The organism is Sorangium sp. So ce117, from assembly GCF_051524395.1.
Lineage (GTDB): Bacteria > Myxococcota_A > Polyangia > Polyangiales > Polyangiaceae > Sorangium > Sorangium cellulosum_B.
Window position 1 is genome coordinate 5,979,111 of sequence record NZ_CP150309.1, and the last position, 19,621, is coordinate 5,998,731.

Below are 19,621 nucleotides of genomic sequence, written 5' to 3' on the forward strand. Positions count from 1 at the left end.
GCGCTGCTGGAGCCCCCGTGGGAACGTGGGGGGCGGCGAGGCCGGGCACGCACGTGGCGCTTCCCGCCGCCTGCGAGGCATGCGCATGCTCGGGGAGCAGCCATGGACACCCACCGTCTGAAGACCCTGTTCGAGCGGCTCAGGCAGCAGCATCCCGTGAACGCAGGCGAGATCGATGCGGTCGAGCGATGGCTCCACGACGCGCCGCTCATCCGTCGCTACCGTATCAACCCCCACGTGGTCGCGGCGGACACCGCGCTCGACGCGCACGCGGTCATCCGCGTCCTGCTGCACGGCACCCAGACTGGCCTCTTCGACATGCACTGGGACGTCCACTGCGGCCATTGCAACATGCTGGCCGAGGCGATCGACGATCTCGCCACGGCCGCCGCCGTCTCGTTCTGCCCGATGTGCGAGTACTCCTTCGACGTTGACATCTCGGCGCGCGTCGAGGTGACGTTCTCGCTCGGCCGGTCCATCGAGGACCTCGGCTTCCCTCCGGTTTGCCAGCCGCCGTCGGCGCTCCACCCCCGCTATGGCATGACCGCCGCGCTCGGCGAGACCGTGACGGCGACCGAGGTGCTCACCGCCGGCCGCTACCGCTACTTCTGCCCCTTGACCCGCGCCAAGGGCATCCTTCGCGTCGAGGGTGAGCCCACGGACGAGGTGCAGGCCGTCGCGATCTCGCAGCTCGCGGGACCCCACTTCGACGTGACGGAGCTCGTGGTGCGGCCCGGCCCGCTCAAGATCGCGCTCACCAACGTCGGCTGGCCGCAGTGCGGCTTCATCGTTCATCACGATGTCCTGAAGGACGAGCTCGATCCGGCCAGCCTGCCGCGGCGGCTCAGCGGGCTCGAGCTGCTCCACGTGCCGGAGTACCGGCGCTACTTCGGCGGCATGGTGCTGTCAGCGCGGGAGCGGCTGACGGTCCGATCGGTCCTCGTCGTCTTCACCGATCTGTGCGGCTCCACGCGGCTGTACGAGCGGATCGGCGACGCCCCCGCGTACAACCTGGTGCGCGATCACTTCGACATCGTGATTGGCTCCGTCGAAGCTCAGGGCGGCGCGGTGGTCAAGACGATCGGCGACGCGGTCATGGCCACTTTCCTGGACGAGCGGTCCGCGGTGACGGCGCTGAGCGCAGCCATGCGCGGCATGCTCGGCCGCAACGCCGGCCGGCCCGAGGGCGAGCGCCTCGTGCTCCGGGCGGGCATGCACCGCGGCCCGGCGTTGCTCGTCAACCTGAACCAGCGACTCGACTACTTCGGTCGCACCGTGAACACGGCGGCGCGCATGCTCGGCGTCTCTGCAGGCGGCGAGCTCACCGTCTCCGCGCCGCTCGCCGCCGACGCCGAGTTCGTCGGCTTGCTCACCGATGAGGGCTGGACGCCACCGCGCGCCTCGCACGTCGACCTGAAGGGAATCGAGGGGACCCGGACCGTACACTCGGCGGGTTTTCCCGGCATGGCTGCGCGTTGACCCGCGCGCGTCTCCGACGCACCGGACCCGCTGACTGTGCACGGCCCGCGGCGCGCTCGGCGTCTTCCGGCCGATCGCATCAGCGAACCACGCACGCCTTGCGCGGCGTAGAAAATCTTGCACGTGATGAGGACAGACCGAGCCGCCCAGCACGCGCCGAGAGAGAATACGACTGGGGCATATCTATTCTGGCCCGAAGCGTGCTATCGCCTGCCCAACGCTCGGATGAACCGCGGCGCGAAGCGCCGGCCGATCCATCGGGGAGTTAGGGCGTGTGTCGGCTACGTTCCAGTCGCAGGTGTCCTCGTTCAGCGATCCTCTCGAAGCGAGAGTCGAAGGGGATGAACAGGCCCCAGCGATCACGGCCGCCGCGCGACGCGGCGTCCAGAAGCACTCGCTCCTCCAGCTCCGGCGCGCGCACTCCCTTCCAGAGCTTGTCAGCCAGGGCGATGATGAGCTCCTCCAGTGTACATGCCATCTGCTGCCAGCGCGCGTGCGACAAGCACACTCTCGCGAGCGCCGGCGTGACCGAAGCCGCGAGGAGCATTCGCTCGCCTGCGGGCTCGTGCTCGCTGCCCGGCCCGGTGAGCTCTCGAGGGTGCTCGATCTTGCCGGCGTCATGGAGCACCACGCCAACCCGGACCCAATCCTCGTCAATCGGAATGCTCTGCTCGCGGAAGAGGACGATGAGCAGATCGGCCGCTTCCCCGACGAGCTCGACGTGCCGCAGCAAGTGAGGCGGAGCGCCCAGGGTAGCGAGCAGCGATCTGGCGTCATCGCGGGAGGCGGGGAACATGAGACGTCTTGCCCTTCACGCGTCTGGATGCCTTCTCGTGATGGCCATTCATCCAATGGTTCACTTCCAGAATTGCCACCACTTTTTCCCTGGAGACGGCTGTTCCGTCTGCTCGCCCGGCCCCTCACCATGGTCCTCCCTGAAGTCCTTGTGCTGGACCAGCTGGACACCGCCACAGGCACCGCAGAAGGCGCTGAACGCGTCCATTCTTGCGCCGGCGGGAATATTCGGGAAGACTTTCGCGATCAGCTCGGAAGGCGCGTCGAACAGCTCGTCCAGGCCGCACTTGCTACACGGGCCAATGGTCCAGTCTGCGCGCTCTCGCAGGTACTGCTCGCGGACCTGCAGCAGGTTCTCGCCGCCGGTCGGCGCAATGAACCGGACCTCTGCGCCTTCGCTGACGGTCTTCAACTGGTGCGGTTGGTTCAGCACCCGGGCGGTAAAGACATCGCCGTGGCATGCGGTGACGCGCACCCAGACAAGCTCCGGACGGCGATCGGTGAGGCGTGGCCCGCCGTCGTGAACCAGGACTTGCAGGTCGTCCGGGTGGTCGACGTGGAAGCGGCCCTCAAGCCTCGGATGCTGTCGCCAAGCTGCCGTCATGTCCCGGAACCTCGCATCAGTTGCACTCCTGCCAGCCGCGCCCTCCGTGCCCCTCACTCCGCGAACACGCTCACCTCGACACCAGCAGCCTTCGCCAGCCCGGCGAGGTGTCCCGACCCGCGGCTCTCTTCGAACGCCGGATGAAACACCAGCACCCGCGCCACCCCGCTCGCCAGCATCCGCTCGTTGAGCCCCTTCCAGGCACCACGCTTGTACTTCGCATAGTCCGCCTTGTTCTTCGCCATCGGCTCCACGGCGAGCCCCAGCTCGGCTGCGACGCGCCCGGCGAGGGCGTCCGCGCCCGGCGAGTCGCCGTGGATCACGGTCGCCCCCACCGGAAGCTTCGCCAGCTCGCGCCGGATCGCGTCCACATCGGTCCACGCCACGGCGCCGGCGACGATCACACGCGTCATTCCGCCATCCTACCCTCGAAGCGCGCGGAGCGGGAACATCAAGATGTACCCCCCGCCTGGCCCTCCCGGCGCAGTGCCCGCCCGCCGAACCATTTCGCTCTGTGGGGCGACTGCCTCGCCCAGCGTCGTCGCGTCGAATTTCGCCCTGTCGTCTCGACGAGCATGGGACGCCAGCGTCGATCAGACCGCCGTACGCAGCCGCTGTAGGCCGCCTCGGCGCCAGTCGGACCGGCCTCGACCGCGCCCGGCCGACACGAAGATCGCCCTTACAGAAGCCGCATTGCCCTGTAGTATCGTCCACATGGGGGCGGCTCATGGGACAGGGGCGCGACGGCCGGGCGGCGCACTCGACAGCCCAGCGGCGACGGTGCTGGACGGGGCCACCCTGAACGCCATTTCATTGGGCGACGGGCTCATGTCTCTCCACGGCCCAAGACCGACCGCACACATCTCCATCGGAATCTCAACGGCCTCATCACCGAGGGTCTCCCCGGCCCCGTACCGCCTGAACGTCGAGGCGGAGCCCTCTCCAAGTAAGGGAACGTTGATGGCAGACTCGCTCAACCCGTACCATGATTTCGCCGCATGCCACCCGAAGCTGCGGGAAGCGGTGTCTGAGGTCGTCGCGGACTGGGAGCCCGATTCGGCGCCTGTGACGGTCGTCTTCGGCCGCATCGGTCGTGCGCTTGTTCAGCTTGAGTCCGACCTCGATGACGTCACGCTTGATGAGGTTTCGCGGCTCGTGGAGCGTTCGCTTTCAGGAAGTGGCCCAGAGGCAGATGCGGTCGCGACGGGTCTCCTGGAGGCAATCTGCGCCCACAGCGTCGATGCCCCTGCCGCCGCTGCGCGCGTCGTCTCTCATCTGGGACCCGATGCGCGCGCTTACATTCGGGCCTGGGATGCATTCACCGGAACGACGACTCCGGGCGTCACGTAATCGTGCTGGTAGCCATCCTGGTCGGCCGGGAGTTCCGGAGGCTCGACGGGCGCGGCGCGGAGGCGGGCGCCCCGCTGCGCGAGGCGACCGCCGGGTGAGCCGCGCCCGCGCGCCGGACGCGCGGCCTCGCGGCGCTACGGCGACGGGTCGGCCACGCGGCCCACGAACAGGATCGCGCTCGTCGCGTTGTCCCGGATGAAGAAGAAGAACGGGCGATCGAAGCGGATCGCCGCGGGCTCGGGCGGCCCGCTCTCGTCGAGGACCACCGCGGTCGCCGCCGCGGCCTCCGTGCCCGCCTCGTTCACGGAGACGAACGCCTTGTGGACAACGGCGGAGATGAACAGGCCCCCGTGCCCGTCGATCCCCGAGAAATCCGCGGGGCCGAAGGCGGCGGTCATCCCCAGATCCATGAGCGGCGGGATGAGGTCGAACGTCGACTCCACCTTGAATTTGGGCAGCCCGATGGTGACGTTCCGCGGCTCCAGCGACCCGACGACGCCGTCGAGGCGCGCGCCGTCGAGGCCGTCCTCGAACGCCTCGATGTCGGACGGCAGCACGAGCACCATCGACAGCTCGTCGCCGTCATAAGGCATCTCGAGCGCCGCGTAGCCGTCGCCCTCGCCGTAGCGGACCTCCGACGTGGCGGCCATCATCGGCACGGAGACCGTGGAGCCGTCCGCCAGCGTGAAATCGCCCGGGGCGGTGTCCTCCTCCTCGAAGGGGAACTTCCACGCCGCGTTGAAATAGATGGCGTTCGTCAGCACGAGCCGGGTCGCGCCGCTGAGGGATCCTTCCGGCAGGAGGTCCTTGATCCGGTCCTCGGTGCGCTCTGCCACCCATCCGTTGATGATCTCCCGGGCCTCGCTCGTCTGGCCGAAGTCGACGAGGTTCATCCCGGCCCCGTAGTTCTCCGCGAGCACGTCGAGGAACGAGGGCAGGAACGGATAGCCGACCTGCCCCCAGAGCGCGTTGGCGATGTTGAGCTGGAACCCCTCGCCGTCCTGCCCCTCGGCGACCTCGCCGCGGCTCTCGAGCGCCAGATCCAGCGCGTTGAACGCCGGGTGCAGCCGCTCCTGGGGCAGCGTGAAGCGAAGCGCGCTCGCCATCTCCGCCTCCGTCTCCGTGCGCGCGCCCGCGTACGTCATCGCAAGCGCGCTCGACACGCTGTGCGGCGAATAGAACATGTTGCCCGGCTCGCCGCCGAGCTTCCCGTAGAGGTCGAGCGCGAACGCCGTGTTGCCGTCCGCGAGCGCCTCGCGATCGGCGTCGGGCACCGAGGGGGCGAGGATCCGCTGCTTCTCGGAGGTGAGGACGCACCCTGGCGTCTCCGGCTCGCTGCATCCGGACGGCGAGGGCTCCGGGTCCTCCCCTGTGCCGCCGGAGGAGCAGCCCGCGAGGAGCACGGACAGAGGGATGAGGATTGAAGGAATTTGGTGATAACGCATGGGCCCCGGCACAGCAGCGCTTGTGCCAAGGGCCCCGGCCTCATCGACCCCCGCGGAGATGGCCGCTCTCGCGGCGGTGACACCCACCGGCGCAGCGCCCGCGATCGCAGGGACAGGGTTGGCCCACTGCGGCACAGGACGCGTTCGTCCTGTGCGGAGACGACGCGACCCTCACTGCTCGAGGTAGAGGGCGACCTCCGCTGTCCGTCCCTTGGCGTGGGCGATCAGCGTGGCGAGTCCGTTCTCGAAGTCCTCGGGCGTCGTGAGGTGCGTGTGCCCCTCGTTTTCGCCCTCCGGCCCGACGACGTACGGCGCGATCAGGTCGTGCGCCGCCTTGAACCACGCCTCGGAAGCGGCCGCTTCGTACTCCTTGGTGGCGGCCTGCGCCACGTAGCCGCGGTAGACCTCGAGATAGACCGGATCGTCGAGCAGGAACCGGACGAGCGGCCATTGCTCGGTCACCTCGGCCATCGAGAGGGGCAGCGCCGTCAGCCCGATGGTCACGCCCGCGTCGGCGTCCGAGAACGCGAAGGTGTGATCCCAGGGGATCCACGTGAACTGCCCGCCCTTGTTCGGGTCCGCGTAGAGATAGTAGTTGTGCGGCAGGCGGCCGTACACGTCCCAGTCCTCGATCACCGCGTTCAGCGCGAACCAGTGCAGGAAGCCGTCGACGTCGAGGCGCGCCTCGAGCCCCGCGCGCCACGCGGCGGCGTCGGTCCTGTCGGCGTGCAGCGCGTCGAACAGCGCCCGCGCGTCCGAGAGATCGGTGTCGTCCTCGTTGTTCTCCTTGACGATGGTGTCGGGGTCCCACGTCTCCCACCGCGCGCCGGTGCCATCGGGCTTGTAGAGGTTGCCCTTGTGGCCGCCGAAATGGGTGTCGAGGAACGACTCGTCCGACGGGAGCTCGATGCCGGTGTACAGCCCGAAATAGACGGGCCCTTCCCCGTGATCGACGAAGACCCGGTAGAACGCGGTCGCGGGCGCGGGGATCCCCGCCTTGGCGAAGATGTCGGTGCCGATCTTCTCGCGCAGGAGCGAGGGATCCAGGTACCCGCTCGCGAACGACATCGAGTCGAACCCGTAGAAGCGCTGATTCTTGGTCTCGGGATACTCGTCCTCGAATCGGTCGAAGTTGAGGCGCAGCGGCAGCTTCCAGTTGCCCGCGTTCCAGGGCAAGAGCAGGCTCGAGTTGCCCTTGAAGCGGATGCCGACGTGCTTCCACTGCCGATCTTCGGTGGCGACGTCGCACTCGACGTAGACCGGCGTGCGCGGGAGCAGCTCGACGCTGCTGATGAGCCCCGGATCGCCGCCCCCAGGGCCGGGCGGCATGCAGGTCAGCTCGCCCTCGACGTCGGTGCACACCCCCTCGGTGGCGGTCCCGAAGATGTCGATCGTGCAGTCGGCGTCCGCCGCCAGCCCCTCGCAGGCGGCGATCCAGTCCGGCGGCGGCACGAATTCCCCGGGCTCCTGCGGGGTCGGCTGGCAGGTCAGGCCGCCGGGGAGCTCCGTGCACGCTCCCTCGGCGGGGGCCCCGAAGAGGTCTATCGTGCAGGCGTCGCCGGCCACGAGACCATCACAGGCCGTGACCCACTCCGGAGGCGGCGCGAATGGACCGCCCTGCGAGCCGAACTCGCCGGCCATGTCCGTCATGTCGTCGACCATCTGCTGCCACTGCTCGGGCGTGATGGTGATGTCGATGCGGGGAACCCGGTCCTGCGGGAACGCGGCGGCGTAATCCGGCGGCTCCGTGGGGACGCCGCCCGCCCCGCCGTCGCCCCCTGCGCCGTCGCCTCCCGCGCCCTGCCCCCCGGTGCTGCTGCTCGCGCCAGCGCCCGCCCCGGTCGCGCCGGGGTCGTCGGACGAGCCGCAGCCCACGAGAGGCGCGGCCGCCAGCGTGGCGAAAGGCAACAGGCAACGAAGAATTCTCAAGGTCATCGATCGCTCCTCAGCTCGCGTTTCGGGGCGATATTATGTCAATCCTGCATCGATGGTGTGACGAAACCTCGCGCCAGAAGCGTGCGGCATGCCGCCATCGGCCAGATCGGCCCGAGGCGCAGGGCTGGCGTGCGGTGGAACTTTCCACATCGATCGCGGTAGATTCTTCCATTCATGATGCAGCGGAGATTTCCACGTTGGAGGAGGGCGGCGCAGGCGCGCCGCGCGCCCTCCCGCGACGATCGCGCAGGCCCCTCCGCTCCCCGGAGAGAGCGAGGTGGGTCGAGATCGACGCGAGAGGGCGGCGAGAGCTATCGCGTCGACGCCGCGGGGGGACGCGGCACATCAGGCCCCCCGCCGCGCGCGATCACGAGGGCGCGCCGCACTTGCCGCGCGACGCGACCGACACGCCCGCCGCGTTCGCGGTGCATGCATTGCTGTACGTCCTGCCGTCGCAGCCGCAAACGGGATCGTACACCTGGGTGCACGCCTCCGGGATGGGCGCGCAGACGCCCGTCTGATCGCCCGCGCCGCACTGCGCCTTGATGTCGTAGTCACAGAAGGAGCCGCGCTCGCACGCGATCCCGGCGAGGCCGCCGCAGACGAGGCCCTGGTGCCCGCCGCCTCCCCTCACCTCACTCGACTCGGAGACGATCGATTCGGGCGCATCGTCGGCCACCTCCACCTGACAGCCCACGGCGAGCGGGGCCATGGCGAGCGCGAGCCAGACGACGGATGCAATGCGACTGCCCTTGAACCAAGCCTGAACGTTCATGATGTTTCCTCCAATGTCGCCTCGCCGCTCCCGGCAAAGCGATGACCGTGCGCGAGCCCCTCCCCTGGAGAGGAAGGGCGCCTTGCGCCGAGCGCGAGCGCGGCGCGTGATCCCTGTCATCCCCCTGTCGATCGGTCGGCGAGCATGAGAGTCAACTCGACGCGACCTACGTGCGATGAGACCTCGAGCCGACGGTCGCAGCGCCGCGGGGGCACAGTCTCCTTCTCCTTGGCAGGAGTCAGGCCACACGTCGGGCGGCGCGGTTTCCACGGCGGGCACGCCCGGCTGCGGCGTCGGGGCCGCCCGGATCGGGCGAAAGCTGCGCAAGGTGAGCGAGGGCTGGCGCAACCTGCCCCCGCAGCGCGGCCTGCGCGGCCCTCTCACGATCACCGACGGCGAGGCGAGCCACGAGCCAACCCAGCGCTGACGGAGAGCGCGTCCATCGCCGATGTGACCGTCGCGCCGCCGTATGTCAGGCGACCCTGAGGCTCGCGCTCTCCCGGCGAGCGCTCGTCGCTCTGCGGGCCGGCCAGCGGCGCGCGCTCGCGTCGCCCCTCAGCCCAGGAGCCCCCGCTCGCCCAGCCACAGCGTCGCCCCGGCGCGGCTATAGATACCGAGCTTGTCGTAGGCGTGGGCGATGTGATGCTGCACGGTCTTCTGGGAGATGTCGAGGACGACGGCGATCTCGCGGTTGGTCTTGCCGACCCCGACGAGCCGCAGCACCTCCAGCTCGCGCGCCGTGAGCGCCCTTCGTGATCGGACGGGCCGAGCGCACCCGCCGCCGGCGCGCTCTGCGCTCGGAGGGGCGCTCGGAACGGGATCGGTGGCGAGCAGGTAGTTGTACGTCGTCCCGCGCCCCCCGGCGAGGCGATGGGTCCAGATCGGGTTGGCGCAATAGAGCTCCAGCATCTCCTTCGTGTACCCGATCACGAAATGCTCGAAATACGGGTGCCAGGCCGGGAGGTCGTGAACTCGAAATTCGACGCCGGCGTCCCGCAGCGCCGCTTCGGAGCGGCTGTCGGTCTCGGAAAAGTAACGATGCCAGAGGGTGGGAATGGCCGTGACCAGCGAGGACATCCCCGGATCTCGGACGAAGCGCTTCAGCGGGCCATCGACGAGCGCCCAGCGCGCCGACTCGGCCCCGAGCTCGAAGAGGGCGTCCTTGCGGTCCGGATAGAAGCGCCGGACGAGCTCGTCGTGAAACGTGAGGAACTCGGGCAGCGGAACCAGGCTGCTTGCCGTGATCGGCTGCCTGAACCACGGGTGGCTCAGCGCCATGTCACGAAAGAGGCCGCGCCACGCTTCCGAGCCGAATCTCCGGCTCACCAAGGTTTTCCGCGTCAGGATTGTGGTTCCGCTGACCTTCATGGGAAGCTCGTTGACGCCTCCCGCTGGACGACGAAACCGCTCGGGAGGCAGGCTCCCAAAGTATCACTCGCCACGTCGAACGATCAAGGCGTCGGCCACCAACGCGCGAGTTCGCGTGTCACGCCGCAGCTACGATCACGCGGTATTCGCGCATCGGCAGCAGATTCTTCTGATGGCGCTGCAGGCCGACAGACCGCGCTGTGGGATGCGCAGCGTCATCGCGTCCCACAGCGGGTCGCACCTCGATGTCAGCGGAGTCGCTCGAACGTGGAGGTGGGTGTGGGCAGGACGGCGACGATCGAGGGACGCCGTGCACGGGAGTGGGGGGACGCGCCGCGTCGAGCACGCAGAGCGCGCGTCAGGAAGAGGCTACGGCATGGTGTGCCGCTTCAGGACCGGCCAGCCGACCGCGGCGTTGCCGTAGTCGTGGCCCCCTCCCTGCTTCGTGCAGAGGGCCACTTCGACGCCGCCCTCGCAGTTCGAGAAGGTCGAGCAGCCCTTGCTGTCTTCGGCCGATGGCGAGCCCGTGCACTTGTTGATCTGGCCCCACTTCTCGAGGGTCGATTTCGCCCCGAGGAACGTGATGGGCATGCCGCTCACCACCGCGGAGTGTCCACCGGCGTAAGGCACGATCGGATCCCCGGTGCTGCGGAACGAGATCACGGTGATGGGGCGCGACGGCTTGCAATCGGCGATGTTCTCCTGCAGGAGATCGAAGGCGGCGGGCGCCACGGCGGCGAACGTATCGGCCGCGTGGCAAGCGAGGTAGTGGGACATGCCGCCTCCCATCGAGAAGCCGACCGCGTAGATGCGCTTGGAGTCGATGCAGGCGGTCTCCTGGATCTCGGCCACCATCGCCTTGACGAAGGCCACGTCGTCGGTGTTCTTCACGCAGCAGGGCCCCACGTTCCAGGCGCCGCCCGAGGGGCCGGCGAGCCCTGACGGGAAGGCCATGATCACGCCCTCCGGGTCGGTCTGCGCCGGATACGGCGAGCCCGATCGCTCCGACGGGCCAGAGCCGCCGAGGGGGTGGAGATCCACCACGAGAGGCACCGGCTTGCTGCCGTCGTACGCGGCGGGGACATGCAAGACATAGCTGCGGTTCGAGGAGCCGATCGTGATCGTCTTGTTCGTGTCGCCGGCCCTCAGCGCGGGCGACGGGCAGGTGATGGGCTCGCCGCCACCCGCGCCGCTCGTGCTGGCGCCGCCACCCGCGCTGCTCGTGCTGGCGCCGCCACCCGCGCCGCTCGTGCTGGCGCCGCCACCAACGCCGCTCGCGCTGGCGTCGCCGCCGGCGCCGCTCGTGCTGGCGCCATCGCTGCCGGTGCTGCTGCTGGTCGAGCCCGTCGTGCCCGCCGACACGCTCCCGCTGCCGCTGCCCGAGCTGCTGCTCGTGCTGGCGCCCGCGGCGGGGCCGCCGCCGCCGTCGCCGCCGGCGCTGGTGGTCCCATCGCTGTCACCACCGCAGCCCCAGAGGGAGATGCCGAGCGCTCCCAGCACCAGAATCAGCTTCGGTAAACTCGTTCGTCCGTACGTCATTGGTCAGCACCTCTGTCCGGTGGGTTCAAGACCGCCATCCGGTGCTCGGGCCACGTCCTCGGAAGCGCAAGACAGCGCCGCCCCTCGTCTTCCCGGCTCGCCGTCCGTGGTCACATCACCCGATGCACGTGGCTGTCATATCCGAGGTCGCTGGCTCCAGGCATGGGCATACTGGCCTATGCCTCGACGCCGCAGCCGCTCGCCGCCGCGCGCGGTCCCGGGAGCATCTCCAGGCGTTCCTGGAAGGCGCAGAGCGCGCTGGTCTTCCCGGAAGGGCGCCGGAGGCCCGGGCACGGTCGATGATACGGCGACGTGTTCCGTGGAGATCGTGCCCACGGAGAGCGGCTATGCGCGGCGCCCCGCGACGCGCCGACAGCAGGCGGTGCTGGCGTTCGTCGTGGCGTGCCTCGCCGCCGTCCTCCTCTCCCCGGTCCACGTGACGGGGCGTCACCCGGGCGCCCTTGTCGTGTCCATTGAATTCGACGACACGCTGGCGGATCAGCTCTCCGTGCGCTCCATCCTCGCCCAGCACAGGATGCATGCCACGTTCTTCGTGAACAGCGGTGTGCTCGGCCGCCCCGGCTACCTGACGGTCGCGCAGCTCCGGGCGCTCGCGGCCGACGGCCATGAGATCGGCGGCCACACCGTCAATCACGCGCGGCTGCCCGGGCTCAGCGCCGGCGAGCAGCGCCGGCAGATCTGCGATGATCGCCGCGCCCTCCTCGCGCTGGGCTTCGCCGTGAGCGACTTCGCCTACCCCTGGGGCGCTCACGACAGCGTCAGCACCGCGCTGGTGCGCGCCTGCGGTTACGACAGCGGGAGGCGCGCGGGCGGGCTCGCGTTCGCCTCATGCATCCTGTGCCCACGGACGGAGTCCATCCCTCCCCCCGACCCGACCGCCACCCGCGCGCCCGGCTCCCTCACCCGCAGCCAGGGCGTCCCCACGATCAAGGCTCTCATCCGCGGCGCGCAGCAGGACGGCGGATGGATACAGCTCATCTTCCACCATGTCTGTGACGCCTGCGGCAAGTACAGCATCTCCAGACAGGACTTCTCCACCCTCGTGCACTGGCTCGCGGAGGAGCGCGACGCGGGCCGCGTCGTCGTCCTGACCGTGCGGCAGGTGATCCGCGGCGAGGTGCCTCGCTAGGCGGCCTGTGGCGTGGACGAGGCGCCCCCGATGCTCCTCCTGGATCCAGAGGACTTGAGGTGGCTTGTCCGGGCATGGCCGTGATAGCAATCCAGGTGCCGCGACGCGGATCGCCTGTCTTCGGCCGTGGAACGCGGTCCTGGGGCCGCTGGAGCGGCCTTCTTCTGCTGCGCCGCTGCACGGATTCGAGCAGCTCCTCACCACCCCTGCTGCTCCAGCAGCAGCTCCTCCGCAGCTTGAGCTGCGAGCTCGTCGCCGCCGGCCATCACTCTCCCCGGACCAGAGCGTCATTGCGCAATCCCCGCTTTCGCTCGTCCAGGCCATCCGTTATAGTGGACGTGTCGTCCGTTCGATAGTTCGCGACGGACGCCCAACGGAAGGAAGCTTTGCATGAAACGGCTGTTCAAGCTGCTCGCCCTGGTGCTCGCGCCGCTCGTCATCGCGCTGAGCGCCCAGGCTGCGGAAAAACCGGGCGAGATCCGCGTCGCCAACCCGGGCGTGGGCGTCGGCAATCGCCCGGTGGTGGGGGGCTCGGCCTGGTCGCTGCTCAACCTGAACAGCGCGCTCGAGGGTGAATTCAAGAGCGATGGCGTGCCGGTGCGCTGGAACTTCCTGCGCGGCGCCGGACCGGCCGTGAACGAGACGTACGCCAACGGGCTGACCGATTTCTCGCTGCTCGGCGATCTGCCGTCGATCATCGGACGCGCCGGCGGCCTGAAGACGCGCATCCTCGCGAGCGGGCCGAAGAGCAACCTGTACATCGCCGTGCCCGCGGACTCGCCGATCCAGAGCATCAAGGATCTCAAGGGCAAGCGCTTCGCGGTGTTCAAGGGCACCTGCTTGCAGCTCTCGGCGGCGCGCATCCTCGAGGCCCACGGGCTCAGCGAGCGCGACACCCGCGCCATCAACATGGACAACGCGACCACCAAGGCGGCCCTGGCGACCAAGGACGTCGACGCCGCCATCGGTGGCCCTGACCTGCTCGCCCAGCGCGATCAAGGCCTCGTGCGCATCATCTACTCGACCAAGGGCGACCCCCGCTACACCTGCAACAGCACCATCATCGGCTCGGACGATTTCATCCGAAAGTACCCCGAGATCACGAAGCGCGTGGTGCGGCAATACGTCCTGGCAGCGAAATGGCTCGCGGATCAGGAGAAGGACCTGAGCGCGGCGTACCGCGTCTGGTCGCGCTCGGGCGTCCCGTTCGCGGCCTTCAAGGAGGACTGGGCCGGCGAATCGGTGCGCGACAGGGACAGCCCGCTCGTGGACGCGTACGTGGTCGCTCGTTACAAGGCGAGCATCGCCGATGCCAGGCGCCTGGGCCTGATCCGCACGACGTTCGACTTCGAGCCCTGGGTCGACCGCAGCTTCCTCGATCAAGTCCTGAGAGAGGAGAAGCTCGAAGGTTTCTGGAAGCCCCGCGCGCTGCCCTGACGCGTCCAGGGGGGCGACCGACCCCGACTACTTCGCGGCCTGGTCGTTCGCGTAGGGGTTGAGCTCGTTCGTGTAGACGCGGCTCAGGGCGATCTCGCCCGGCTTGAGCTCGCCGCTCTTGACCATCCAGTCGATCCAGACCTGGAAATCGCGCTCCGCGATCAGGCCACCTTTTCCGGCGACGCCGTAGCTGCGCCAGAACTTGATGGCCGCGTCCTCCTCGTTCCGGCCGCGCTTCTTCATCAGCGCGATGCAGCGCGCCACCACCGTCTCGCGCGGGGTGTCGCGGGCCCACTCGATGGCCTTGGCCGTCGCCTCGACGAAGCGCCGCGCGGTCCTGGGGTTTTGCTTGATGAAGCTCGTCTTCATCACGTAGCTGCCCGCGGTGAACTTGCCGTAGAGCTCATAGTCCGAGAACAGCGAGCGAATGCCGCCGCGCTCGAGCGCGCGATCGCGGTAGATGTCGCCGAGCGTCGCCACGTCGACCTGCTTCTCGCGGAGCAGCTGCTCGCCGTTCACCGGGGGAACGACGAGCAGCGTGACGCGCCGGGCCTCCTCCGGCGTGAGCTGGCCACGCGACAGAAACTCCTTGATCATGAACTCGCTGTGAGCGCCGAGCGTGTTCATGGAGATCGTCTTGTCCAAGAGATCGCGCGCCGTGCGCAGAGGGCTGTCGTTCAGCACGTAGAAGCCGCTCTGGCGTTGCTCGTCGACACCGTAGTAGCCGGCGACGGCGATGATGGGCGCCTTGGCCGCGATCAGCTTGACGATGGCGCCGTTGAAGGCGCCGCCGAAGTCGGTGTCGCCCGTGACCACGGCCTGCACGCTCTGCGGGCCGCTCACCGTGCTGCCGATGAAATTCAGGCGGATCGGCGCGAGGTAACCGAGATCTTCCGCGAGCTCGATCGGCGACACCGTGCCGTTGTTGCCCTGATAGCGGAGCTCGAGCGTCTCGAACTCGCCCTCCGATCCGGCGGCGGAGGCGCGCGGAGCGTCGTCGCGCGAGCAGCCCACCGCGCCGCACGACACCAGCAGTGCGAAGAGGTGGACGGCGCGCAACGCGGCGCGGAGCAGGTCAGCAGGGAGGGGGCGCGGAGCAGTCATATCCGTTATATTAGACGATCATCCGTTATAATTCAAGCCGCTCCTCGTTGCCGAGGAACTGGCGCATGCGTCGGAACGGGTGGCCCTCGACGTGCCTGGCACAGGTTTTTCTTGAACGCCGTCTTGCATCAAACCGCGCGTCTTTCTCGGGATCTTCCCACGCGCGGCCCTGGCACTCTTTGGCACAGGAGCGAATCCAATGACAGACCTTCGACCTACGTGGCTTCATCTCGGCACCGTGTTCTCGCTCGCGATCGCCCTTTCCGGCGCGCTCGCGGGCTGCGGACCGCTCGGCTGGACGACCTGTGAGTACGACGGCGTCGACTACAGCCCCGGCGACGAATTTCGTGACAAGGACGGGTGCAACAGCTGCTCCTGCACGGAGGACGGGGACATCGCCTGCACCCTGATGCAGTGCACGTCCGAATGCACGTGGGGAGGGGTCACGCGCGCGCCGGGCGAGTCGTTCCCTGCCGGGGACGGGTGCAACAGCTGCTTCTGCATGGAGGACGGGAACGTCGCCTGCACCCTGATCGAGTGCACCGGCGGCTGCATTTACGAGGGGCTCGCCTACCCGCCTGGTGAGTCCTTCCCGGCGTCCGACGGTTGCAACACCTGCACCTGCGATCCCTCGGGCTCCGGGAACGTCGGCTGTACCAAGATCGCGTGTCACGGCTGTGAACGAGACGGCATCGGTTACGCGGCGGGGGCGCCGGTCCCACCGGACGACGGCTGCAACACCTGCACGTGCAACGCGGACGGCCAGATCGTGTGCACGGACGTGGCTTGCCCGGAGGGCTGCACGTATGGAGGCGTGGCGTACAGGCCGGGCGACAGGTTCCCTGCCCTCGACGGCTGCAACACCTGCACGTGCGGCGGGGATGGCAGCGTCGCATGCACGGAGAAGGGCTGTCTGGAGGCCTGCACCTACGGAGGTGTGGGGTACGAGCAGGGCGACAGCTTCCCCTCCCTCGACGGCTGCAACACCTGCACCTGCACCGCCGGCGGGGGCGTGGCGTGCACCGAGCGTTATTGCGGATGCGACCCGTCGAACGAGTGGTGGCGGCAGTACGTGAGCACCAGCCCGGAGGAGTGCGCGCTCATCGACTTCGCCTGCACCGGAGGCCTGACCCACGTCTCCAACGAGTGCGGCTGCGGCTGCGAGCAGGACCCGAGCTGCCCGCCCTCGTTCAACTGCATGCCCCCTCAGGCGTGCGATGTGGACGAGATCAAGGAGCGCTGCCCGTACTCCACGATCGCATTCTGAACGGATACGTCGCGCTCGCCCCGCGGGCTGCGTGACGACCGAGCCGGCGGCGGCCGCCGGGAACGAGCCGCGGCGCGGATCACGGCGCGAGGCCGAGCGCGCGGCGGCCGAGCTCGTGCGCGCCCTGCGTCGCCGCCAGCGCCTCCGCGCCCGCGAGCTCCGCGAAGGCGCGCGCGTGGAAGCGCTCCTCTGGCAGGATGCGCTCGAACACCGCGCGCACGTCCGGGGGCGCCTCCGGGTCGGCGGCGATGACCTCGATGCGCTCGAGGCGCATGCGCTCGGAGTGCGCGCCCAAGGCGCACCCGGTCTCGAGATCGCGGACGACATCGAGGGTCTCCTTCCAGTAACGCTCGCGCTTCGGGCCGATCTTTGGCTCGATCCCGCGGGCGGTGAGCAGGTCGCCCACCCAGACGGCGTGGCGGCGCTCCTGCCCGGCGATGACGCCGAGGATCCGGTGCGCGCGCGTCCCGGGCTCGGCGAGCGCGTCGCGCAGCATCTCGATGCGGCCGGCCGCGGTGGCCTCGCCGCGGTATTGATCCAGCAGCCAGGCGACGAGCGCCTCCGGGTCCTTCTTCACGGCCTCCCACCAGGCGTGGCTGTCTCGGAGAACGACGGGATTCGAAGCGTTCATGGCGGCCTCCTTCGACGCTCGATCTGGGGGACCGGACCATCGGCGTCGACTAGAATGATCGGATATGCCATCGGCCGGACCGATACTCGACGGCGACCTCCTCCGCGCCTTCGTGGCCTTCGCCGACACCCTCAATTTCACGCACGCCGCGCGGCGCGTGGGGCTCTCGCAGCCGGCGCTCTTCGAGCGGGTGCGCCGGCTCGGCGACGAGCTCGGGACGCCGCTCTACGAGCGCTCGGGCAAGCAGCTCCGCCTCACCGATCGCGGCCTTCGCGTGGCCGCGCACGCCCGCGACGCGGTCGCGCGGGCCGAGGCGTTCGCGCGGGATCTGCGCGGCGAGCCGCAGCGCGAGTCGGTCACGCTCGCCGCCGGCGAGGGCGCCTTCCTCTACCTGCTCGGGCCGGCCCTGGCGCGCTTCGCCGCCGAGGGGGCGAGCCTCCGTCTGCTCACGCTTGGCGCGCCGTCGGCCTGCGCGGCCGTGCGCGCGGGCGACGCGCACCTCGCGGTCGGCGTGCTCGATCTCGTGCCGCCCGAGCTCGTTGCGCGCGACGTGCTGCGCACGCCGCTCTGCGTGGCCATGCCGCGCCGCCACCGCCTCGCGCGCCGCCGCTCGCTGCGCCTCATGGACCTCGCGGGCGAGCGCCTCGTGCTGCCCCCCGCGGGCCGAGCGCACCGCGATTTGATCGGCCGCGCCATCGCGCGCCTCGGCCACGAGGTCGATCCGCCCATCGAGGCCGACGGCTGGCCGCTCATGCTCCAGTTCGCGGCGCTCGGCCTCGGCGTCGCCGTGGTGAACGGCATCTGCGCGCCCCCGCGCGGGGTGATCCTGCGGCCCGTGCCCGAGCTGGGCACCGTGTGTTACCGGCTCGTCACCCGCCGCGGCGCCGAGCTGCCTCCGGCGGCCGAACGGCTGGCGGCGCGGATCGTGGAGATCGGTAAGGGCGCCGCGCGGGCAGGATGATGGCCTGTCGGGCGCGGAGCGGGCTACGACCGCTCCGCGGCGCTCCGCAGCAGCGCCACGGCGGCCTCTCGCAGGATCGGCCCGTCCACGCGCACGGCGGGCGAGGCGTTCGCCAGCACCTCGTGGCAGCGCACCGGCAGCGCCCGCCCGCCGAGCGCCGCGATGATGTCCGGCGTGCTGGCGGCGTAGACGATGCGGCTTACCCCCGCCCAGAACAGCGCCCCCGAGCACATGGCGCAAGGCTCCCCGCTGGCGTACACGGTGCCGCCCTCGAGCGCCTCCGGGCCGTGCGCCGCAGTCGCTTCGCGGATCAACACCACCTCGGCGTGAGCGGTGCAGTCGCCCCGCCCTGCGTTGGCCGTGCGCCGCTGGTTGAAGCTCACCTGGAGCACCTGGCCGCCTTGTACGAGCACCGCGCCGAACGGCATGTTGCCGGCGCGCAGGGCGTCGCCCGATGCGTCCACGGCGAGCTGCATGAAGCCGGCGTCCAGGGGGTCGTCTACTGGATGGGTCATGGTAAACCAACCTCGCGGTTGATGAGCATATCAGATTTCATCGACGTCGGCGCACCGAGGTTCCTTGTCATCCCCGCAGACGGCGAAGCGCTCACGGGTGAGCACGTAGCAGCTCGTCCCAGATGGAGCGAGCCCTCACGTCTGCCGGAATACGCACGATGGGATGCGATCCGTCGTCACGACGCGTCCGGCCCAAACGGAATCACCGTTCACGACAGGTCGCCACCGCCAACCCGACCTTGGGCGACAACGCGCTAGGCAGGTGCATACGCCGGGCTCGGCTGCCCCTGCGGCGCGGGGCGAGCCGGCGCCGAGGCCAGCTGGGCCGCCTCTCTCTCTCGCCTCATTGCAATCGTCTTGCGATACTGCTCGGCCTCTGCGACGCGGGTGATCTCGATTTCGCCGTGCATTCGCCGAACGGTCCCGGCGATCTCGTCGATCTCGACCTGGAAGAACTCCTTCTGTTGGAGTCGCGCGAGTTCCGAGAAGACGCGATCATGCCGCTCCTGGAGACCCAAGAGAGCCTGCTCTCGCTCGGCCTTCATCCGCTCGGCAGCTTCGCGGGCTCCGTCGAGCTTTTTCTTCTCGGCCCTCAGCCTCGTCAGCCATACGACGAGCACGGCGATCACAATGAGCGTGAGGCCGAGCAGGGCTCCCAGCAGGTGTTCCATGGTCGAGCACACTCCTTCGAGGGCGAGACCTGCCAGGCACGATCGTAGGCCCCCTCGCTACCATCAAGGTACCGGGTGGGTCATCGCAACGAAAGCGTTTCCCCCTGGGCAGAGCTCTCCCTACCTCTACGCACCATCCAGGGCAACGCATGAGCCAACGCCTTGCGTCATCGCATCTCGCGCACCGGTGCGAACAGGCTCGCGGCGAGGCTCATGGTCGTGTTCGTGTGCGCGCCGAGCACCGCGTCCATCACGGCGAGCGCAGCATTGCGGAGCTGCTCGGGCGTCGCGGCCGTGGGCTCGTCTCCTAAGGGAGCTAATGCACGCGATATGCGTCACCAGCCCCTTCGGGAGGTCGACCCAGCACGTCGTGGCGTACTCTCAGGATGACGCCAAGACGTGCGCGCGCTCCTAGGTGTGCGGGGCGCTCGGCAACTGCACCGCCGCCCCGAACGCTTGTCAGTGACGTCGCCTCGCTGGATTGCCGCAGCGGGGAGCGAGCCTCCGGGGGAGAAGACACCGGGTCCGCTGAACGGCGGCCGTGGTGAAGAGGCGCATCGGTGGCCTGCGCTCGACGCCGACCGCCACCCCGAGG

At 69.3% G+C, this 19,621-nt stretch carries 19 protein-coding genes; 7 read left to right on the forward strand and 12 right to left on the reverse strand.

What is annotated here, in order from left to right:
* Positions 1–102 precede the first annotated feature (102 nt).
* Positions 103–1,479, forward strand: coding sequence for a DUF5939 domain-containing protein (locus tag WMF46_RS22280; RefSeq protein WP_437987426.1), 1,377 nt, complete (start codon positions 103–105; stop codon positions 1,477–1,479).
* A gap of 265 nt (positions 1,480–1,744) precedes the next feature.
* Here WMF46_RS22280 and WMF46_RS22285 read toward each other — a convergent pair whose 3' ends face one another.
* The 3 genes from WMF46_RS22285 to WMF46_RS22295 are packed head-to-tail and all read right to left on the reverse strand — an operon-like array spanning position 1,745 to position 3,291.
* Positions 1,745–2,275 (reverse strand): HD domain-containing protein, encoded by a 531-nt coding sequence (locus tag WMF46_RS22285; protein ID WP_437987427.1) that lies wholly within the window; start codon positions 2,273–2,275, stop codon positions 1,745–1,747.
* A 60-nt stretch (positions 2,276–2,335) separates the two neighbouring features.
* On the reverse strand, positions 2,336–2,878 hold the full coding sequence (locus tag WMF46_RS22290; protein WP_437987428.1) for a hypothetical protein: 543 nt from the start codon (positions 2,876–2,878) through the stop codon (positions 2,336–2,338).
* A 53-nt stretch (positions 2,879–2,931) separates the two neighbouring features.
* Positions 2,932–3,291 (reverse strand): SLOG family protein, encoded by a 360-nt coding sequence (locus WMF46_RS22295; RefSeq protein ID WP_437987429.1) that lies wholly within the window; start codon positions 3,289–3,291, stop codon positions 2,932–2,934.
* Positions 3,292–3,838: 547 nt separating this feature from the next.
* On the opposite strand from WMF46_RS22295, the gene WMF46_RS22300 reads away from it, so the two are divergent.
* The gene (locus tag WMF46_RS22300) at positions 3,839–4,228 is read left to right on the forward strand and encodes a hypothetical protein (RefSeq protein WP_437987430.1); all 390 of its coding nucleotides are present in this window, start codon (positions 3,839–3,841) and stop codon (positions 4,226–4,228) included.
* Between the two features lie 134 nt (positions 4,229–4,362).
* Here the strand turns inward: WMF46_RS22300 and WMF46_RS22305 are convergent, their stop codons facing one another.
* The 3 genes from WMF46_RS22305 to WMF46_RS22315 form a co-directional block, all read right to left on the reverse strand.
* Positions 4,363–5,673 (reverse strand): serpin family protein, encoded by a 1,311-nt coding sequence (locus tag WMF46_RS22305; protein WP_437987431.1) that lies wholly within the window; start codon positions 5,671–5,673, stop codon positions 4,363–4,365.
* A 171-nt stretch (positions 5,674–5,844) separates the two neighbouring features.
* A complete protein-coding gene (locus WMF46_RS22310) occupies positions 5,845–7,608 on the reverse strand; it encodes a CotH kinase family protein (RefSeq protein WP_437987432.1) in 1,764 nt (587 codons plus the stop codon).
* Between the two features lie 367 nt (positions 7,609–7,975).
* Positions 7,976–8,383, reverse strand: coding sequence for a Kazal-type serine protease inhibitor family protein (locus tag WMF46_RS22315; protein ID WP_437987433.1), 408 nt, complete (start codon positions 8,381–8,383; stop codon positions 7,976–7,978).
* 175 nt (positions 8,384–8,558) lie between these two features.
* Here WMF46_RS22315 and WMF46_RS22320 point away from each other — a divergent pair, with 175 nt between their 5' ends.
* Entirely contained in the window at positions 8,559–8,810 is a 252-nt protein-coding gene (locus tag WMF46_RS22320; protein WP_437987434.1) for a hypothetical protein, read from the forward strand.
* A gap of 128 nt (positions 8,811–8,938) precedes the next feature.
* Here the strand turns inward: WMF46_RS22320 and WMF46_RS22325 are convergent, their stop codons facing one another.
* Together WMF46_RS22325 and WMF46_RS22330 are read right to left on the reverse strand one after the other, a co-directional pair.
* Positions 8,939–9,709: a response regulator transcription factor gene (locus tag WMF46_RS22325; protein ID WP_437987435.1), complete on the reverse strand. Its 771-nt coding sequence runs from the start codon at positions 9,707–9,709 to the stop codon at positions 8,939–8,941.
* 411 nt (positions 9,710–10,120) lie between these two features.
* On the reverse strand, positions 10,121–11,290 hold the full coding sequence (locus WMF46_RS22330; protein ID WP_437987436.1) for an alpha/beta hydrolase family esterase: 1,170 nt from the start codon (positions 11,288–11,290) through the stop codon (positions 10,121–10,123).
* A 319-nt stretch (positions 11,291–11,609) separates the two neighbouring features.
* On the opposite strand from WMF46_RS22330, the gene WMF46_RS22335 reads away from it, so the two are divergent.
* Together WMF46_RS22335 and WMF46_RS22340 are read left to right on the forward strand one after the other, a co-directional pair.
* Positions 11,610–12,440 (forward strand): polysaccharide deacetylase family protein, encoded by an 831-nt coding sequence (locus WMF46_RS22335; RefSeq protein ID WP_437987437.1) that lies wholly within the window; start codon positions 11,610–11,612, stop codon positions 12,438–12,440.
* Positions 12,441–12,830: 390 nt separating this feature from the next.
* Complete coding sequence (locus WMF46_RS22340; RefSeq protein ID WP_437987438.1) at positions 12,831–13,877, forward strand: ABC transporter substrate-binding protein; 1,047 nt, start codon at positions 12,831–12,833, stop codon at positions 13,875–13,877.
* A gap of 27 nt (positions 13,878–13,904) precedes the next feature.
* On the opposite strand, the gene WMF46_RS22345 is transcribed toward WMF46_RS22340, so the two are convergent.
* Entirely contained in the window at positions 13,905–14,981 is a 1,077-nt protein-coding gene (locus WMF46_RS22345) for an ABC transporter substrate-binding protein (RefSeq protein WP_437987439.1), read from the reverse strand.
* 199 nt (positions 14,982–15,180) lie between these two features.
* Here WMF46_RS22345 and WMF46_RS22350 point away from each other — a divergent pair, with 199 nt between their 5' ends.
* The gene (locus WMF46_RS22350; RefSeq protein ID WP_437987440.1) at positions 15,181–16,248 is read left to right on the forward strand and encodes a hypothetical protein; all 1,068 of its coding nucleotides are present in this window, start codon (positions 15,181–15,183) and stop codon (positions 16,246–16,248) included.
* 79 nt (positions 16,249–16,327) lie between these two features.
* Here the strand turns inward: WMF46_RS22350 and WMF46_RS22355 are convergent, their stop codons facing one another.
* On the reverse strand, positions 16,328–16,879 hold the full coding sequence (locus tag WMF46_RS22355; protein WP_437987441.1) for a ferritin-like domain-containing protein: 552 nt from the start codon (positions 16,877–16,879) through the stop codon (positions 16,328–16,330).
* A gap of 64 nt (positions 16,880–16,943) precedes the next feature.
* Here WMF46_RS22355 and WMF46_RS22360 point away from each other — a divergent pair, with 64 nt between their 5' ends.
* The gene (locus WMF46_RS22360; protein WP_437987442.1) at positions 16,944–17,840 is read left to right on the forward strand and encodes a LysR family transcriptional regulator; all 897 of its coding nucleotides are present in this window, start codon (positions 16,944–16,946) and stop codon (positions 17,838–17,840) included.
* Positions 17,841–17,863: 23 nt separating this feature from the next.
* Here WMF46_RS22360 and WMF46_RS22365 read toward each other — a convergent pair whose 3' ends face one another.
* Both WMF46_RS22365 and WMF46_RS22370 read right to left on the reverse strand, forming a co-directional pair.
* Positions 17,864–18,355 (reverse strand): nucleoside deaminase, encoded by a 492-nt coding sequence (locus WMF46_RS22365; protein WP_437987443.1) that lies wholly within the window; start codon positions 18,353–18,355, stop codon positions 17,864–17,866.
* A gap of 254 nt (positions 18,356–18,609) precedes the next feature.
* A complete protein-coding gene (locus tag WMF46_RS22370) occupies positions 18,610–19,026 on the reverse strand; it encodes a hypothetical protein (RefSeq protein ID WP_437987444.1) in 417 nt (138 codons plus the stop codon).
* Positions 19,027–19,621: the final 595 nt, after the last annotated feature.

Coding starts and splice junctions, on each gene's coding strand:
- WMF46_RS22340 (WP_437987438.1), top strand. CDS start 12,831: ATGAAACGGCTGTTCAAGCTGCTCGCCCTGGTGCTCGCGCCGCTCGTC.
- WMF46_RS22345 (WP_437987439.1), bottom strand. CDS start 14,981: ATGACTGCTCCGCGCCCCCTCCCTGCTGACCTGCTCCGCGCCGCGTTG.
- WMF46_RS22285 (WP_437987427.1), bottom strand. CDS start 2,275: ATGTTCCCCGCCTCCCGCGATGACGCCAGATCGCTGCTCGCTACCCTG.
- WMF46_RS22370 (WP_437987444.1), bottom strand. CDS start 19,026: ATGGAACACCTGCTGGGAGCCCTGCTCGGCCTCACGCTCATTGTGATC.
- WMF46_RS22320 (WP_437987434.1), top strand. CDS start 8,559: ATGAGACCTCGAGCCGACGGTCGCAGCGCCGCGGGGGCACAGTCTCCT.
- WMF46_RS22315 (WP_437987433.1), bottom strand. CDS start 8,383: ATGAACGTTCAGGCTTGGTTCAAGGGCAGTCGCATTGCATCCGTCGTC.
- WMF46_RS22330 (WP_437987436.1), bottom strand. CDS start 11,290: ATGACGTACGGACGAACGAGTTTACCGAAGCTGATTCTGGTGCTGGGA.
- WMF46_RS22310 (WP_437987432.1), bottom strand. CDS start 7,608: ATGACCTTGAGAATTCTTCGTTGCCTGTTGCCTTTCGCCACGCTGGCG.
- WMF46_RS22360 (WP_437987442.1), top strand. CDS start 16,944: ATGCCATCGGCCGGACCGATACTCGACGGCGACCTCCTCCGCGCCTTC.
- WMF46_RS22355 (WP_437987441.1), bottom strand. CDS start 16,879: ATGAACGCTTCGAATCCCGTCGTTCTCCGAGACAGCCACGCCTGGTGG.
- WMF46_RS22300 (WP_437987430.1), top strand. CDS start 3,839: ATGGCAGACTCGCTCAACCCGTACCATGATTTCGCCGCATGCCACCCG.
- WMF46_RS22365 (WP_437987443.1), bottom strand. CDS start 18,355: ATGACCCATCCAGTAGACGACCCCCTGGACGCCGGCTTCATGCAGCTC.
- WMF46_RS22295 (WP_437987429.1), bottom strand. CDS start 3,291: ATGACGCGTGTGATCGTCGCCGGCGCCGTGGCGTGGACCGATGTGGAC.
- WMF46_RS22280 (WP_437987426.1), top strand. CDS start 103: ATGGACACCCACCGTCTGAAGACCCTGTTCGAGCGGCTCAGGCAGCAG.
- WMF46_RS22305 (WP_437987431.1), bottom strand. CDS start 5,673: ATGCGTTATCACCAAATTCCTTCAATCCTCATCCCTCTGTCCGTGCTC.
- WMF46_RS22290 (WP_437987428.1), bottom strand. CDS start 2,878: ATGACGGCAGCTTGGCGACAGCATCCGAGGCTTGAGGGCCGCTTCCAC.
- WMF46_RS22350 (WP_437987440.1), top strand. CDS start 15,181: ATGACAGACCTTCGACCTACGTGGCTTCATCTCGGCACCGTGTTCTCG.